The organism is Bacillus sp. 1A, from assembly GCF_052682215.1.
Genome location: NZ_JBQYLZ010000001.1, coordinates 437,501 through 452,678 on the forward strand (window position 1 = coordinate 437,501; position 15,178 = coordinate 452,678).

Here is a 15,178-nt window from a genome sequence, read left to right on the forward strand (position 1 = left end):
TCCCCATTTGCAATCAATATGGATCTTAAATACACGAAATCAAATAAAACGAATGCAATAAAGAAGAGCTGGACTGCATTCCATAAAGAAGGTGACCTAAACATCCCCAGTCCAAAACGATGGATTGTTAAATAGGCAAAGAACCCCATTTGACTTATAACACTAAAAATAAATCCTACACCCATCAACCAGAAGGAAACTGCTAAAATCTCCTTTCCGTCGAAATCTTGAAAAAATTTAACGTACTTGTCCCACTCCAAAACAAATCCAATAATGACCGTGCTAATCCCACCAAGAAACAACGTCGTAAAAAACAGTCGTACCCACTTGCGGCTATTCACAACACATCCCCCATTATCCTTATATTTCTAATTAAATTGTATCAATGACAATTTCAAAAAGCTAGCCATGTTCATGTATAAATTCCTTAAAGATATTTATATTAAAAAGAGAGAACTGTGTTGAAAGGAGTTCCAACTTATGAAACGGATGCTGCTCATTTTGACTTCTTCTTTTCTATTTCTTGTACTTGTAGCATGTGCACAAGGAAAAGAAGCAAAGTCCGAACTTGATTACGATCAAACGAAGAAAATGATTGTTGATATTTTAAAAACCGATCAAGGTAAGAAAGCCATTCAAGATGTGTTAACTGATGAAAAAATGAAACAAGCACTCATACTAGATGAAACAGTAGTAAAGAAAACGATTGAAGATGCAATGGTATCCGACAAAGGGCAACAATTCTGGGAAAAGCTCTTTAAAGACCCTGAGTTCTCATCGAAATTCGCTAAAAGTATGGGAAAAGAACAAACAACCTTAATGAAAACATTACTAAAAGACCCTGAATACCAAGCAGGCGTTATAGAAATTATGAAAAACCCTGAAGTAGAAAAAATGATGTTACAAACAATGAAGAGCAAAGAATACCGCCAATATTTACAACAAGTACTAACCGAAACTGCCGAAAGCCCACTCTTCCAAGCTAAGATGATTGATATTATTAGTAAAGGTGTACAAAAGGCCGAAAAAAGTGGATCTGATAAAAAAGAAGCAGGCGGTGAAGGTGGTTCCCAAGACGGTAAAAAGGAGCAACAGTAAAAATAATAATTATAATAATGAGTGGACAATATATGTATCGTCCACTCATTATTATTTTATTTTTGCGCGACAGCTATTTTATCAATTACTGTCTCAGCTATCGTACGATAAATAAGACCCGTCGTATGTGTATCTTCATATACTGAAGGCGCAAAGTCATCTTTATTCCAATCAGGTTGTTGAAGCGGGATTCGGCCAAGTACTTCTGTTTGAAGTTCTGTAGCTAATTTATCTCCTCCACCTCTTCCAAACACATATTCTTTTTCACCAGTTGTTTTACTTTCAAAATACGCCATATTTTCAACAACACCAAGAATACTATGTTCTGTACGTAAAGCCATGGCTCCAGCACGCGCTGCCACAAATGCCGCTGTTGGATGTGGCGTTGTTACAATAATCTCTTTACAAGCTGGCAACATTGAATGTAAGTCTAGCGCAACATCACCTGTACCCGGTGGTAAATCTAAAACTAAATAGTCTAAATCGCCCCACTCTACTTCTGTAAAGAAGTGATTTAACATTTTCCCAAGCATAGGGCCTCTCCAAATAACCGGTGCATTATCTTCTACAAAGAATCCCATTGAAATTACCTTTACACCTAGACGCTCCACTGGAATGATTCTATCCCCTCTTACAACAGGACGTTTTTCTATCCCCATCATATCCGGTACGCTAAAACCATAAATATCAGCATCAATGATACCAACCTTTTTACCTAAACGAGCTAAAGCAATGGCAAGGTTAACAGAAACTGTTGATTTTCCGACTCCACCTTTTCCACTCGCCACTGCTAAAAATATTGTTTTTGAATTTGGTGACAATAAAGATTCAGTTTGCTCTTCTTCCTGTTCCGGTGCAAACTGAGCTAATTCCTCTTCTGTAAATTCTGCAAAGCGAAGCCCTACTGTTGCTGCCCCTAGTTCTTTTACTAACTTTACAATTCCAGATTGCAATTGCATTTGTTCCGCTGTACCGGTTTTTACAATTGCAATTTTAACACTTACATGTTCCTTCTCAGGCTTAACTGTTACCTCTTTAATTGCACCTGTTTCTTTTAACGTTTTATGTAAAAACGGATCTACAATCCCTTCTAACGCTTCCACTACTTGCTCTTTCGTTACCATAGTTAGCCCAGCCCCCTGTATGAAAAATAACGTAATGTTAATTAAATGTATCTCTCTTTATTTTTGAAATAAATGCGTTTACATTTCCAGTATAACATATTTTCGGAAAACTTCGTTAACGAGAGAAACTCAAAAAATCCTCCTTATTCTGGAGGATTCCCTTTTTCCGTGAAATAACGTAATATACCACGATATACTGCAGCCGCTACCTTTTGCTGATATTTCTCCGAATTTAACATATACCTTTCGTTTACATTCGATAAAAAGCCAGCTTCAATTAAAGCACCTGGTGTTTTCGCATACTTTAATAAATACACATGAGAAATTGTTTTAGCAGAACGATTCGTATTCTCTAAACTCGTTCTCAATTCAGCTTGTATAAATTTCGCAGCACGTTCATTTTCAACCGAAGAACGGTAGTAGAACGTTTGTGCGCCTTTCGATCCACTGCTAGTTAAAGCATTTAAATGAATACTCGCAAAAAAGTCTACATCAGGCTTATTAATAATCTCTACACGCTTTTTTAAATCCTCTGCTTTACGTCTACTATATGATTTTGTATCTTTCTGAGCTAAATCATAATCTCCCTCACGTGTTAAAATAACTAGTGCACCTTGTTCTTGTAAGTAATCTTGTACCTTCTTTGTAATCTCAAGCGTAATATCTTTTTCTATAATATCTTTTCCACCAACAGCCCCTCCGTCTGGCCCACCATGCCCAGCATCCAATACAATCACTTTCCCCGATAAGGGTAAATTCCAAGCTCGCCACGATTTTGTAATTTGAAATTCTTGTTTAACTAAAAAAAACAAAACAACCGCAGCGAGTGCAAAAGAGATAATTCGAATTCTCTTCATACCTTTCCTCCTCCAGCTAGTCCCTCTAATTACTTATATGGGACAAGAGGAAAGTTTATGCTTGTCTTAATGAAGCTTTAATCGATATCTTCTTTCACCTTTTTCATATCCTTCCTGCCACCATAAGCCGATAAACTGCTGGCAAGATTCAAAAAGTAATTCCTCATCTTGTAACTTAATTTCCCGCATAGTCATGCTCGTTAAAAATTGAAATAGTGTTTCCGTTAATTGTTGCTCTTCTTCTAAGGCTCTATATTTTACATCAAAGAATGATTCACCATAATAACCAAACTTACTGTATCTCGCTCCTAATAAATACGATTCTATCCCTAATTCAATACAGTAATCTTCATACTGACGATGAAGTTCCTGCATCTGAAAGGCATCCCTAATATTTGAACGTAATGTTTTTAATGATAATTCTCGCAGCATCTTCCGTTCATATTTCAACTGCTTTTCTTTTTGTTTTTCTTGTAAGCTGACAATGACATTCATAGTACTTATAAACCTCCCTAATACGTATTAGTCTAAACTTCTAAAGAAGAAGCATACGCGAGAGAATAGCACTAAAATATTCCAAACTACAAAAATTACAAAAGAGGAATGAAACATAAAAACCCCAACCAAAATGGTTGGGGTTTGTAGTTCGCAAAAATTAACGTTTTGAGAACTGAGGTGCACGACGTGCGCCTTTAAGACCGTATTTTTTACGCTCTTTCATACGTGCGTCACGAGTTAATAGACCTGCACGTTTTAGTGTTAGACGGTATTCTGGATCAGCTTTTAATAAAGCGCGAGAAATACCGTGACGAATAGCACCAGCTTGACCAGTGTATCCACCACCATTTACGTTTACAAGTACATCGTAGTTACCTAAAGTTTCTGTTGCAACTAGAGGTTGTTTCACTACTTCACGTAATGCAGCAAATGGGATATAGTTTTCAAAATCACGACCGTTAATGATAACGCGTCCTTCGCCTGGAACTAGGCGTACGCGCGCTACTGAACTCTTACGACGTCCAGTGCCATAGTATTGAACCTGTGCCAAAGTAAGCCCTCCTTTAATTGATTATCCGCGAAGTTCGTAAACTTCTGGTTTTTGTGCTTGGTGTGGATGCTCTGCTCCAGCATACACGTTTAATTTCTTAGATACTTGACGTCCTAAACGTCCTTTTGGAAGCATCCCTTTAATTGCAAGCTCTAACATTTGTACAGGGTAGTTTGTACGCATTTCTAGAGCTGTTCTTTGTTTAAGTCCACCTGGGTGGTTAGTGTGACGGTAGTAAATTTTATCGTTTAATTTATTACCTGTTAAATGAATTTTTTCAGCGTTAATAATAATTACATGATCACCCGTGTCAACGTGTGGTGTAAATGTAGGTTTGTTTTTACCGCGTAAAATAGATGCTACTTCAGTAGATAGGCGACCTAAAGTTTGACCTTCAGCATCAACCACATACCATTTACGCTCAACTTCGTTAGCTTTTGCCATAAAAGTCGTACGCATGTGTTTCCCTCCTCGTTATCTTTTCCATAGAAAAAATCTATTGTTTATCTTAAACACGATTTCCTTCCGGGGCTAATCGTGGTTTTAGAAACAATACCATATGTTATGATATACTTTTGAGTTTCTAATGTCAAGCAAATGTTACACCAGGATTAGTTGTTATAGTTTACCTGCCATAAGTAAAGTCCATGACCTGGAGCCATCTTTCCCGCAAACTGACGATTTTGTTTCGCTAAAATCTCTGGAATGCTATCAGGATCAAGCTTTCCTTGCCCTACGCTAAGTAACGTACCAACAATAATTCTGACCATATTATATAAAAATCCATTACCTACAAAACGAAAAATTAATTCATCGCCTTGCTCAATTAACTCAATTTCATAAATCGTTCGCACTTTATCTTTTTTGTCAGTTTTTGCCGAACAAAAAGAAGTGAAATCATGCGTTCCAATAAAATAAGGAATCGCTTTTCTTATAGAGCTTATTTCGAGCGGATATGGATATTGATATACGTAATTTCTACGGAATACATCCGCAGTCTTTGATAATAATACACGATAACGATATTCTTTTCTCTCGACACCGTAACGCGCATGAAATTCTTCTGTTTTTTTCTCTACCTGTTTGATAACAATATCATCTGGCAACATTGTGTTTAATGCATTACTCCATTGCCACTCTTCAAGAGACAACGGTGTATCAAAGTGTATGACTTGTCCTTTAGCGTGAACAGTAGAATCCGTTCTGCCCGATGCCTGAACACGAACAAGTTCTCCTTTATGCAATTTCTGCAAAGCTTTCTCAATCTCTTGTTGAACAGTACGATGCTGCGGCTGAATTTGATAACCACAAAAATGCATGCCATCATATGCAACCGTACATTTTATTCTATCCATTTCTCTATTCTCCATTACGATCGCACCCATGCCAAAATACAAGCTAAACAAAGTAAGCTTATAATCGTTACTGTATCGCTTGTTTTCCAGCGTAGTTGCCTAAATTTAGTACGTCCTTCGCCATTTTGATACCCACGTGCTTCCATAGCAATTGCTAAGTCCTCAGCACGCTTAAAAGCACTGATAAATAGAGGAACGAGTAGTGAGATAATAGCTTTTATCCTATCTTTTATCGGTCCTCCTGCGAAATCAATACCACGTGAAGCTTGTGCCTTCATTATTTTACTTGTTTCATCCATTAATGTTGGAATAAAACGAAGAGAAATTGACATCATTAATGCGATTTCATGAACAGGAACTTTTATACGTTTCAACGGCTTTAATAACGTCTCCAAACCATCTGTAATCTCAATAGGTGTCGTCGTTAACGTTAATAATGTCGTCATTAAAATAATAACGAAGAATCGTATAGAAATGTATATCCCTTGCTCTAATCCTTTTTCATGTATCGAAAACCAACCAAGCTGGAATAGTACTTCCCCTTCTTTATTTGTAAAAATATGCAGGAAAAATGTAAAAAGAAAAATCCATAGAATTGGTTTTAAGCCCGAAAGTACATAACGAATCGGCACTTTTGCAAAAAATAAAGCAATGAGTGCATATAAAAATAAAAATCCATATGAAATCGCATTATTTGCTAAGAAAACAACAAATACATATAAAAAGACAATCAGCAGCTTCGTACGTGGATCAAGTTGATGAATAAGAGACTTCCCTGGAATATATCTTCCAATAATCAACTGCTGCATGATTCATGACCACCTTTTCGTAACACCTGCACAACTTCATGAGTAAGATCCTCTAAAGATAAGGTAGCCTTTGGGATTGAAATGCCAAACTTCTCTTCAATTGCACGTTTATACTTTAAAGACATAGGAAGATCCACGCCAATTTTCTCTAGTTCATCAGCATGTGAAAATACTTCCTCTGCACTTCCTTGCAAAAAGACCGTTCCTTTATGCATGACTACAATCTGCTCCGCATACTTAGCAGCATCCTCCATATTATGTGTTACTAGGATAACTGTAAGACCTTTTTCCTTATGCAGCTTATAAAACATCTCCATAAGTTCATTCTGCCCTTTTGGATCTAGTCCTGCTGTAGGTTCATCTAATACAAGCACTTCGGGTTCCATCGCCAATACACCCGCTATCGCAACACGCCTCATTTGCCCACCACTTAACTCAAACGGTGAACGTGTTAACAGTTCTGGCTCTAACCCTACAAGTTCAATTGCCTCTCTTGCCTTTTGCTTCGCTTCTTCTACAGATATCCCAAAATTAGTAGGGCCGAAACAAATATCCTTCTCCACAGTCTCTTCAAACAACTGATGTTCTGGGAATTGAAAGACAACCCCTACCTTTTTACGTAGTGGCTTTAGCTTTTTTTCTTTCTTTCCTGCCGAAATGAAATGTTCACCAATTTGAACTGTGCCATTCGTCGGCTGCAATAAACCATTTAAATGTTGAATCATCGTCGACTTACCTGAACCAGTATGACCGATAATGGCATAATAGCCCCCACTTGGAAACGACACGTCTACATCATAAAGTGCGCGTCTTTCAAATGGAGTTTTATATTGATAACGATGTTCTACTTTTTGGAATGTAATCTCCAAAGTCCGTTCACCAAGCTTTCCATTGTAAGATGCGTATTTTGCAAGAGAATTTCATTTCTTTTTAATAATTCTGCTATTTTCACTGAAAATGGTACATCTAATCCAATTTCTTGGAGCATATGAGAGGACTTGAATATTTGCTTTGGAGTCCCTTCCTCTAATATTTCTCCCTTATTTAAAATAATGACACGGTCTGATTGCGCCGCTTCTTCTAAATCGTGCGTAATTGATAACACTGTAATACCTTTTTGATTAACAAGTTGTCTAACCGTTTCTACTACTTCACGTCTCCCTTGAGGATCTAGCATTGACGTTGCTTCATCTAATATCAAAATAGATGGCTGAAGTGCTAAAACGCCTGCTATTGCCACTCGCTGCTTTTGCCCACCAGATAACGAATGAGGTTCATCATTAAGAAAATCTTCCATACGGACAAGTTTGAGGGCCTGATCTAATCTTTCTACCATTTTCTCTCTTGGCATTCCGATATTCTCTAAGCCAAAAACAACGTCGTCTTGCACTGTCGTTCCAACAAATTGATTATCTGGATTTTGAAATACCATCCCAATTTGTTTTCGAACATCCCATACCGTTTCCTCTGATAAAACCATTGTATCATTTACTGTAATAGTCCCTGCTTCTGGCAAAAACAAACCATTCAATAATTTTGCAAGTGTAGACTTCCCTGAACCGTTTTGTCCAATAACAGATACCCATTCTCCCTCATACAAGGAAAATGAAACATCTTTTAATGCATAAGTGGCTGCCCCAGGATATTGAAATGATATATTCTCTGTCCGAAGTTTCTCTTTTTTCAATACAAGGCACCCTTTCCTTCGCCAAGTTAGCCTATTTTTATATTTAAAAAAAAGGGCCATGACCAGTTTCTTGAAAAGAACTGTCCTGCCCTTTTAATTATCATTATACTAACTCGATAATTACCATTGGTGCTGCGTCTCCGCGACGTGGACCAATTTTTGCAATACGAGTGTATCCGCCTTGGCGCTCAGCATAGCGTGGAGCTACATCAGCGAATAATTTTTGAAGTGCATCTTGACCAGTCTCAGCGTTAGCTACTTCATTGCGAATGAAAGCTGCTGCTTGACGACGAGCATGAAGATCTCCGCGTTTACCTAAAGTGATCATTTTTTCCACTACAGAACGAAGTTCTTTTGCACGAGTTTCTGTCGTTTGGATGCGCTCGTTGATAATTAAATCAGTAGCTAAATCACGTAACATAGCTTTACGTTGCGCACTTGTACGGCCTAATTTTCTGTATGCCATTCGTAGTTCCCTCCTTTGTTGATGGGTTTAAATCCTCAGTCGTCTTTACGTAAACCTAAACCTAATTCCTCAAGTTTATGTTTAACTTCTTCTAAGGATTTACGTCCTAAGTTACGAACTTTCATCATATCTTCTTCTGTTTTGTTCGCAAGCTCTTGTACAGTATTAATTCCTGCACGTTTTAGGCAATTATAAGAACGAACAGAAAGATCTAGTTCTTCGATAGTCATCTCAAGAACTTTCTCTTTTTGATCTTCTTCCTTCTCGACCATAATCTCAGCATTTTGTGCTTCATCAGTTAAACCAACAAAGATATTTAAATGCTCAGTTAAGATTTTGGCACCTAAAGAGATAGCTTCTTTTGGCCCGATGCTTCCATCCGTCCATACATCAAGCGTAAGCTTATCATAATTAGCCACTTGTCCGACACGTGTCTTTTCCACTTGGTAAGTCACACGTGATACTGGAGTATAAATAGAATCAATAGGAATTACTCCTATTGGTTGATCTTCGCTTTTATTTGCATCAGCTGGCGTATACCCACGGCCACGCTTTGCAGTTAAACGCATGCGGAAATGCGCATTTTTTGCTAACGTTGCAATGTGTAAATCTGGATTTAAGATTTCTACATCACTATCGTGAGTAATATCAGCAGCTGTGACAATACCTTCGCCCTGCACATCAATTTCCAACGTCTTCTCTTCTTCAGAGTAGATTTTAAGAGCTAACTTTTTCAAGTTTAAGATGATCGTCGTAACGTCTTCTACTACGCCCTCAACTGTTGAAAATTCATGCAATACGCCATCGATTTGGATAGCAGTAACAGCGGCACCAGGGAGTGAGGATAAAAGAATACGACGTAAGGAGTTACCCAAAGTAGTACCATATCCACGCTCAAGCGGTTCAATTACGAATTTACCATATTTAGCATCTTCGTTAAGTTCAACCGTTTCGATTTTCGGCTTTTCGATTTCAATCATTAACTAAACCCTCCTTCAAAACGTCGAAACCCCGGTTAAACAAAGGGATACCCCCTGTCTAACCGAAAGTCCCCCTTAGGCAGTTCCCGATTGTGCACAACAAGCGATGTTTCTGTACGAAATTTCTCGATAATGCATCATATCCATTATAGACAAAAGGGAAAATTCTATACAGAAAAATTACACACGACGACGTTTTGGTGGACGACATCCATTATGAGGAACTGGAGTAACATCTCTAATTGCTGTTACTTCTAGACCTGCAGCTTGAAGAGCACGAATTGCAGCTTCACGACCAGCACCAGGACCTTTAACAGTAACCTCTAAAGTTTTTAAACCGTGCTCCATTGCAACTTTAGCAGCAGCTTCAGCAGCCATTTGCGCAGCGAATGGAGTAGACTTACGAGATCCACGGAAACCAAGTGCACCAGCACTAGACCAAGAAAGTGCGTTACCATGAGTATCTGTAAGTGTTACGATTGTGTTGTTGAAAGTAGAACGAATATGAGCTATACCAGCTTCAATATTCTTTTTCACACGTTTTTTACGAGTGTTTGTTTTACGTGCCATTGTTAGTTCAACCTCCTTTACTTATTATTTCTTTTTATTTGCTACTGTACGACGTGGACCTTTACGTGTACGAGCATTGTTTTTAGAGTTTTGACCACGAACTGGTAAACCACGACGGTGACGAAGACCACGGTAAGAACCGATCTCCATTAGACGTTTAATGTTAAGAGATACTTCACGACGAAGGTCTCCCTCAACTTTAATACTATCGATGATATCACGGATACGTCCTAGTTCGTCTTCCGTTAAATCACGAACTCGTGTTTCTGAAGAAATACCAGCTTCAGTTAGAATTTTTTCAGCAGTTGTGCGACCAATGCCGAATACGTAAGTTAAAGAAATAACAACGCGTTTGTCTCGAGGAATATCTACACCTGCGATACGTGCCATTCTGAATGCACCTCCTTCTGATTAACCTTGTTTTTGTTTATGTTTAGGGTTTTCACAAATAACCATTACTTTTCCACGTCTACGAATAACTTTACATTTTTCGCAGATTGGTTTAACTGACGGTCTTACTTTCATGTCTCGAACCTCCTTAAAGATTACGGAGTGCTATATTATTTAAAACGGTACGTAATACGACCACGATTTAAATCGTACGGAGATAATTCTACCGTAACTTTGTCTCCTGGTAAAATACGAATGAAGTTCATACGGATTTTACCAGAAACGTGAGCCAATACGACATGCCCATTCTCTAATTCTACTTTGAACATAGCATTTGGCAACGTTTCAAGAACGGTACCTTCGACTTCAATTACATCATCTTTAGCCATTCAATAGTTCTCCCTTCTTCAAATCAGTAACATTTTACACTGCTCTGAAATCCCGGAGAGCCAGCTACTTATAAAGTGGTAAGGATTTCGTATCCTGCTTCTGTAAGAGCAATCGTGTGCTCAAAGTGTGCACACCATTTACCATCTACCGTTACCACTGTCCAGTCATCAGATAGTGTTTTTACATATCGTCTTCCTTGATTCACCATCGGCTCAACACAGATGACCATTCCCGGCTTTAATCTAGGGCCTCTATTTGGTGGACCATAGTGCGGGATTTGAGGGTCCTCATGTAAGTCTTGCCCGATTCCGTGACCAACATACTCCCTAACGATCGAGAACCCATTCTCTTCAGCATGGGTTTGAACCGCATGTGAGATATTTGATAATCTTTCGCCTGGTTTTACTTGTTCTAGACCAAGATACAACGATTTTTCTGTGACATCAAGTAGCTTTTGAACAGATTCAGAAATGTTTCCAACTGGATACGTCCATGCAGAATCTCCATGGTACCCATTGTATTTCGCACCAATATCGATACTGATGATATCGCCCTCTTCGAGCTTGCGCTTCCCTGGAATTCCGTGTACAAGCTCTTCATTTACAGAAGCACATATGCTCCCCGGAAATCCGTTGTATCCTTTAAAAGATGGCGTAGCACCATATTTTTGAATCGTCTTTTCCGCTATTTGATCGAGCTCTTTCGTTGTAATTCCTGGAGTAATATGCTGTTTCAACTCTTGATGAGTTAAAGCAACGATCCTGCCAGCTTCTCGCATGATTTCTATCTCGCGAGGAGTTTTGCAGATGATCATTACGCTAAGCCTCCGATGAGAACATCGATATCAGCAAATACTTTATTGATATCTTGCTCACCATTAATGCTTTGTAAGTAACCAAGCTCCTCGTAGAAATCAAGCAAAGGTTTTGTTTGCTTAATATTTACATCTAAACGATTTGCCACAGTTTCTTCATTGTCATCAGAGCGTTGATATAATTCGCCACCACATTTATCGCACACATCAGCTTTTGCTGGTGGATTGAATTCTAAGTGGTAAGTCGCACCGCACTCTTTACAAATGCGACGGCCTGTAAGGCGTGTTAATAACAACCCTGAATCCACATTAATGTTTAAAACATAGTCGATTTTTTTACCAAGATCTTTCATAATCTCTTCAAGAGCTGATGCTTGTGCAACAGTTCGTGGGAAACCGTCTAGTAAGAAACCTCTTACGCAGTCTTCTTGACTTAAACGTTCACGAACGATTCCGATTGTAACTTCATCTGGAACAAGTGCACCTTTATCAATAAAAGATTTTGCTTGTAGACCCATTTCAGTTTCAGCCTTCATAGCTGCACGGAACATATCTCCTGTTGAAATGTGAGGGATGTTATACTTGGCAACAATCTGTTCGGCTTGTGTACCTTTACCAGCACCAGGAAGCCCCATTAAAATTAAGTTCATCCTTGTTCCCCCTCAGAGTACATGAGCATGTAGGGAAGACAATTCTTCCCACTTACTCATTGCTTGATAAACCCTTTGTAATGGCGTTTTACCAGTTGACTTTCTAGCTGCTTCATTGTTTCTAAAGCAACGCCGACAACGATTAACATACTCGTTCCACCAATCTGTGCAGATGGAGGAAGATTTCCCAATTTTGTAAAGATAACTGGTAAGATTGCAATCGCTGCTAGGAAAATTGATCCTACAAAGGTCAAACGATACAAGATTTTTGTTAGATATTGTTCCGTATTCTTACCCGGACGAATACCTGGAACATATCCACCTTGTTTGTTTAGATTCTCTGACATTTGCTCTGGATTAACCTGAACAAACGCATAGAAATATGTGAAGGCTACAATGAGCGCAACATATATGATCATTCCCACTGGGTGAGAATAGTTAAAGTTTGCAATGATCCACTGCGATACATCATGATTCGGGAAGAACTGTGCAATAGTTGGAGGCGTAATTAAGAATGAAACAGCAAAAATGACTGGAATAACACCCGCACTATTTACCTTAAGCGGTAAATGTGTGTTTTGTGCTCCAGCATGATTCCCATTCCCTCCCGTTACACGCTTCGCATATTGAATTGGGATCTTTCTAACAGCCTGTTGAATGAAAATAACACCAACAATAACCGCTAGCACAGCTAGTAAGATCAATGCAACTTTAACGATACTCATGAACAATTGATCTCCGATATTTTGAAACTGTTGTTGATACACTTGAGATATAACACTTGGGATCGCTGCGGCAATACCGCCAAAGATAAGGATGGAAATACCATTACCTACACCTTTAGCTGTAATCTGTTCACCTAACCACATTAAAAATGCAGTACCAGCAGTCAGTACCGTAGCAATGTATAAATAAGTGCTCCAACCAGGATTCAAAATTAATTGCCCACCTACCATACCGTTAAAACCGATTGACATACCAAACCCCTGAATAAACGCAAGAACAATTGTAAAGTAACGCGTGAATTGCGTTAGTTTACGACGGCCCATTTCACCTTGCTTCGACCATTCCGAAAATTTAGGAACAACATCCATCTGCAATAATTGCACGATGATGGATGCTGTAATATACGGCATGATTCCCATCGCGAAGATGGAGAAGTTTTTCAAGGCGCCACCGCCAAATGTATTTAGGATACCTAAGGCATTTAATTGATCTTGTGCTTTCAGTACGTCTCCATTTGTAAATGGCACTGGGATAAACGTGCCAATCCTGAATACGATTAACATCGCTAAAGTGAATAATATTTTACGTCTTATCTCAGCAACGCGCATAAAGTTGGAGATTGTACGAAACATTAGATCACCTCAACTGATCCGCCAGCTGCTTCAATTGCTTCTTTAGCACTTGAAGAGAACTTGTGCGCTTTAACAGTTAATTTTTTCTCTACTGCGCCGCTTGCAAGAATTTTAACACCGTCGTTTAACTTGCTGATAACGCCAGTTTCCAGCAATAATTCAGGTGTTACTTCTGTACCATCTTCAAAACGATTTAACGTTGATAAGTTTACAATAGTAAACTCTTTACGGTTAATGTTTGTGAAGCCGCGTTTTGGTAAACGACGGAATAATGGAGTTTGACCACCTTCGAAGCCAAGACGAACACCGCCACCAGAACGTGCGTTTTGTCCTTTATGACCTTTACCAGCAGTTTTACCGTTACCAGAACCGATACCACGACCGACACGGTTACGTACTTTACGAGAACCTTCTGCAGGTTTTAATTCATGAAGTTTCATTCCCAGGCACCTCCTTATATTAATGAGTTATCCTTAAGCTTCTGTTACAGTTATAAGGTGAGAAACTTTGTTGATCATACCAAGAATAGCAGGAGTTTCTTCCTTAACTACAGTTGAATTCAACTTTTTAAGACCTAAAGCTTCTACCGTCGCACGTTGATCTTGTGGACGACCAATTACACTACGAGTGAGGGTAATTTCTAACTTTTTCGCCATTTGTTTTCCCTCCTTAACCTAGTAGCTCTTCTACAGATTTACCGCGTAATTTTGCAACATCTTCAGCGCGCTTAAGTTCGCTTAATCCGTTCACAGTAGCGCGAATCATGTTGATTGGTGTGTTAGAACCAAGAGATTTCGAAAGAATATCTTGTACACCAGCTAATTCAAGTACCGCACGAACAGGTCCACCAGCAATAACACCAGTACCTTCAGCAGCAGGTTTTAAGAATACTTCACCAGCTCCAAAATGACCGTTGATTGTGTGTGGAATTGTTGTACCAACTAATGGTACAGCGATTAAGTTTTTCTTAGCGTCTTCGATAGCTTTGCGGATTGCGTCTGGTACCTCTTGTGCTTTACCAGTACCGAATCCAACATGACCGTTTTTATCGCCAACTACAACTAGTGCAGCAAAGCGGAAACGACGACCACCCTTAACAACTTTCGCGACACGATTTATCGTAACTACACGTTCTTCAAGTTCTAATTTACTTGGGTCAATGCGATGCATCAATTTTCCCTCCTTTGACCATTAAAATTGTAATCCAGCCTCACGAGCAGCCTCAGCTAGAGCTTTAACACGGCCATGGTATAAGTAACCACCGCGATCGAATACTACTTCTTTAACGCCTTTCTCTACAGCACGCTTAGCAACTGATTCTCCTACTTTCGTAGCAGCTTCAGTATTGCTAGTACCGTTAAGAGCAAGGTCTTTATCAAGAGTAGATGCACTTACTAACGTTACACCATTTACATCATCAATAACTTGAGCGTAAATATGTTGGTTAGAACGGAACACGTTTAAACGTGGACGTTCTGCAGTACCAGTAAGTTTAGCACGTACACGTGCATGTCTTTTCTTACGAGTCGCATTTTTATCAGCTTTAGTGATCATTCTTGTCACTCCTTTCTCTCACCTAACG

The 15,178-nt window shown here is 39.0% G+C and carries 24 protein-coding genes (1 of these 24 only partly in view); 1 reads left to right on the plus strand and 23 read right to left on the minus strand.

All coding sequences use genetic code 11. The annotated features are described in order from the left end of the window. On the minus strand, positions 1–341 hold the 5' portion of the coding sequence (gene kbaA, locus ACUN0F_RS02315; protein ID WP_046953859.1) for a KinB signaling pathway activation protein KbaA. Its footprint begins 271 nt before the window's first position; 341 of the gene's 612 nt are visible here — the first part of the coding sequence; it begins with the start codon at positions 339–341; its stop codon lies beyond the left edge, outside the window. A 139-nt stretch (positions 342–480) separates the two neighbouring features. On the opposite strand from kbaA, the gene gerD reads away from it, so the two are divergent. Then, on the plus strand, positions 481–1,098 hold the full coding sequence (gene gerD, locus ACUN0F_RS02320) for a spore germination protein GerD (protein ID WP_046953858.1): 618 nt from the start codon (positions 481–483) through the stop codon (positions 1,096–1,098). A 56-nt stretch (positions 1,099–1,154) separates the two neighbouring features. Here the strand turns inward: gerD and ACUN0F_RS02325 are convergent, their stop codons facing one another. From ACUN0F_RS02325 to rplR, 22 genes are all read right to left on the minus strand, one after another. Then, positions 1,155–2,222 carry an Mrp/NBP35 family ATP-binding protein gene (locus ACUN0F_RS02325; protein WP_264463002.1) on the minus strand — a complete coding sequence of 356 codons (1,068 nt, stop codon included), beginning with the start codon at positions 2,220–2,222 and terminating at the stop codon, positions 1,155–1,157. Between the two features lie 143 nt (positions 2,223–2,365). Continuing rightward, positions 2,366–3,079: an N-acetylmuramoyl-L-alanine amidase CwlD gene (cwlD, locus tag ACUN0F_RS02330; protein WP_000822446.1), complete on the minus strand. Its 714-nt coding sequence runs from the start codon at positions 3,077–3,079 to the stop codon at positions 2,366–2,368. Positions 3,080–3,145: 66 nt separating this feature from the next. Continuing rightward, positions 3,146–3,574: a YbaK family protein gene (locus tag ACUN0F_RS02335; protein WP_001101006.1), complete on the minus strand. Its 429-nt coding sequence runs from the start codon at positions 3,572–3,574 to the stop codon at positions 3,146–3,148. 160 nt (positions 3,575–3,734) lie between these two features. Next, the gene (rpsI, locus tag ACUN0F_RS02340; protein WP_000079986.1) at positions 3,735–4,127 is read right to left on the minus strand and encodes a 30S ribosomal protein S9; all 393 of its coding nucleotides are present in this window, start codon (positions 4,125–4,127) and stop codon (positions 3,735–3,737) included. Positions 4,128–4,148: 21 nt separating this feature from the next. Beyond that, entirely contained in the window at positions 4,149–4,586 is a 438-nt protein-coding gene (rplM, locus tag ACUN0F_RS02345) for a 50S ribosomal protein L13 (RefSeq protein ID WP_001260795.1), read from the minus strand. A 152-nt stretch (positions 4,587–4,738) separates the two neighbouring features. Continuing rightward, the gene (gene truA, locus ACUN0F_RS02350; protein ID WP_033662614.1) at positions 4,739–5,482 is read right to left on the minus strand and encodes a tRNA pseudouridine(38-40) synthase TruA; all 744 of its coding nucleotides are present in this window, start codon (positions 5,480–5,482) and stop codon (positions 4,739–4,741) included. Positions 5,483–5,496: 14 nt separating this feature from the next. Further along, positions 5,497–6,291: an energy-coupling factor transporter transmembrane component T family protein gene (locus ACUN0F_RS02355; RefSeq protein WP_001186519.1), complete on the minus strand. Its 795-nt coding sequence runs from the start codon at positions 6,289–6,291 to the stop codon at positions 5,497–5,499. After that, the gene (locus ACUN0F_RS02360) at positions 6,279–7,160 is read right to left on the minus strand and encodes an energy-coupling factor ABC transporter ATP-binding protein (protein ID WP_000406512.1); all 882 of its coding nucleotides are present in this window, start codon (positions 7,158–7,160) and stop codon (positions 6,279–6,281) included. The genes ACUN0F_RS02355 and ACUN0F_RS02360 overlap by 13 nt, the downstream gene beginning before the upstream one ends. Beyond that, a complete protein-coding gene (locus ACUN0F_RS02365) occupies positions 7,136–7,978 on the minus strand; it encodes an energy-coupling factor ABC transporter ATP-binding protein (RefSeq protein WP_445539101.1) in 843 nt (280 codons plus the stop codon). The genes ACUN0F_RS02360 and ACUN0F_RS02365 overlap by 25 nt, the downstream gene beginning before the upstream one ends. Positions 7,979–8,081: 103 nt before the next feature. Then, positions 8,082–8,444, minus strand: a complete 363-nt coding sequence (gene rplQ / locus ACUN0F_RS02370) for a 50S ribosomal protein L17 (protein ID WP_000331490.1) — start codon at positions 8,442–8,444, stop codon at positions 8,082–8,084. 35 nt (positions 8,445–8,479) lie between these two features. Further along, positions 8,480–9,424 (minus strand): DNA-directed RNA polymerase subunit alpha, encoded by a 945-nt coding sequence (locus ACUN0F_RS02375; protein ID WP_000569644.1) that lies wholly within the window; start codon positions 9,422–9,424, stop codon positions 8,480–8,482. Positions 9,425–9,604: 180 nt separating this feature from the next. Further along, entirely contained in the window at positions 9,605–9,994 is a 390-nt protein-coding gene (gene rpsK, locus ACUN0F_RS02380; RefSeq protein ID WP_000101797.1) for a 30S ribosomal protein S11, read from the minus strand. Between the two features lie 24 nt (positions 9,995–10,018). Next, complete coding sequence (gene rpsM / locus ACUN0F_RS02385; RefSeq protein WP_000090791.1) at positions 10,019–10,384, minus strand: 30S ribosomal protein S13; 366 nt, start codon at positions 10,382–10,384, stop codon at positions 10,019–10,021. Positions 10,385–10,405: 21 nt separating this feature from the next. Further along, positions 10,406–10,519 (minus strand): 50S ribosomal protein L36, encoded by a 114-nt coding sequence (gene rpmJ, locus ACUN0F_RS02390; RefSeq protein ID WP_000868344.1) that lies wholly within the window; start codon positions 10,517–10,519, stop codon positions 10,406–10,408. 35 nt (positions 10,520–10,554) lie between these two features. Continuing rightward, positions 10,555–10,773, minus strand: a complete 219-nt coding sequence (infA, locus tag ACUN0F_RS02395) for a translation initiation factor IF-1 (protein WP_001029884.1) — start codon at positions 10,771–10,773, stop codon at positions 10,555–10,557. Between the two features lie 68 nt (positions 10,774–10,841). Then, positions 10,842–11,588 (minus strand): type I methionyl aminopeptidase, encoded by a 747-nt coding sequence (gene map / locus ACUN0F_RS02400; protein ID WP_000582534.1) that lies wholly within the window; start codon positions 11,586–11,588, stop codon positions 10,842–10,844. Beyond that, positions 11,588–12,238 (minus strand): adenylate kinase, encoded by a 651-nt coding sequence (locus ACUN0F_RS02405; protein WP_001048998.1) that lies wholly within the window; start codon positions 12,236–12,238, stop codon positions 11,588–11,590. Before ACUN0F_RS02405 ends, map begins: the two co-directional genes overlap by 1 nt. 56 nt (positions 12,239–12,294) lie before the next feature. Next, positions 12,295–13,596, minus strand: a complete 1,302-nt coding sequence (gene secY, locus ACUN0F_RS02410) for a preprotein translocase subunit SecY (protein WP_000490119.1) — start codon at positions 13,594–13,596, stop codon at positions 12,295–12,297. After that, the gene (gene rplO / locus ACUN0F_RS02415; RefSeq protein ID WP_000766083.1) at positions 13,596–14,036 is read right to left on the minus strand and encodes a 50S ribosomal protein L15; all 441 of its coding nucleotides are present in this window, start codon (positions 14,034–14,036) and stop codon (positions 13,596–13,598) included. Before rplO ends, secY begins: the two co-directional genes overlap by 1 nt. Before the next feature lie 33 nt (positions 14,037–14,069). Next, positions 14,070–14,252: a 50S ribosomal protein L30 gene (gene rpmD / locus ACUN0F_RS02420; protein WP_001085232.1), complete on the minus strand. Its 183-nt coding sequence runs from the start codon at positions 14,250–14,252 to the stop codon at positions 14,070–14,072. A gap of 13 nt (positions 14,253–14,265) precedes the next feature. Continuing rightward, positions 14,266–14,766: a 30S ribosomal protein S5 gene (rpsE, locus tag ACUN0F_RS02425; protein ID WP_000554646.1), complete on the minus strand. Its 501-nt coding sequence runs from the start codon at positions 14,764–14,766 to the stop codon at positions 14,266–14,268. 21 nt (positions 14,767–14,787) lie between these two features. After that, the gene (gene rplR, locus ACUN0F_RS02430; RefSeq protein ID WP_000628818.1) at positions 14,788–15,150 is read right to left on the minus strand and encodes a 50S ribosomal protein L18; all 363 of its coding nucleotides are present in this window, start codon (positions 15,148–15,150) and stop codon (positions 14,788–14,790) included. Between the last annotated feature and the right edge of the window lie 28 nt (positions 15,151–15,178).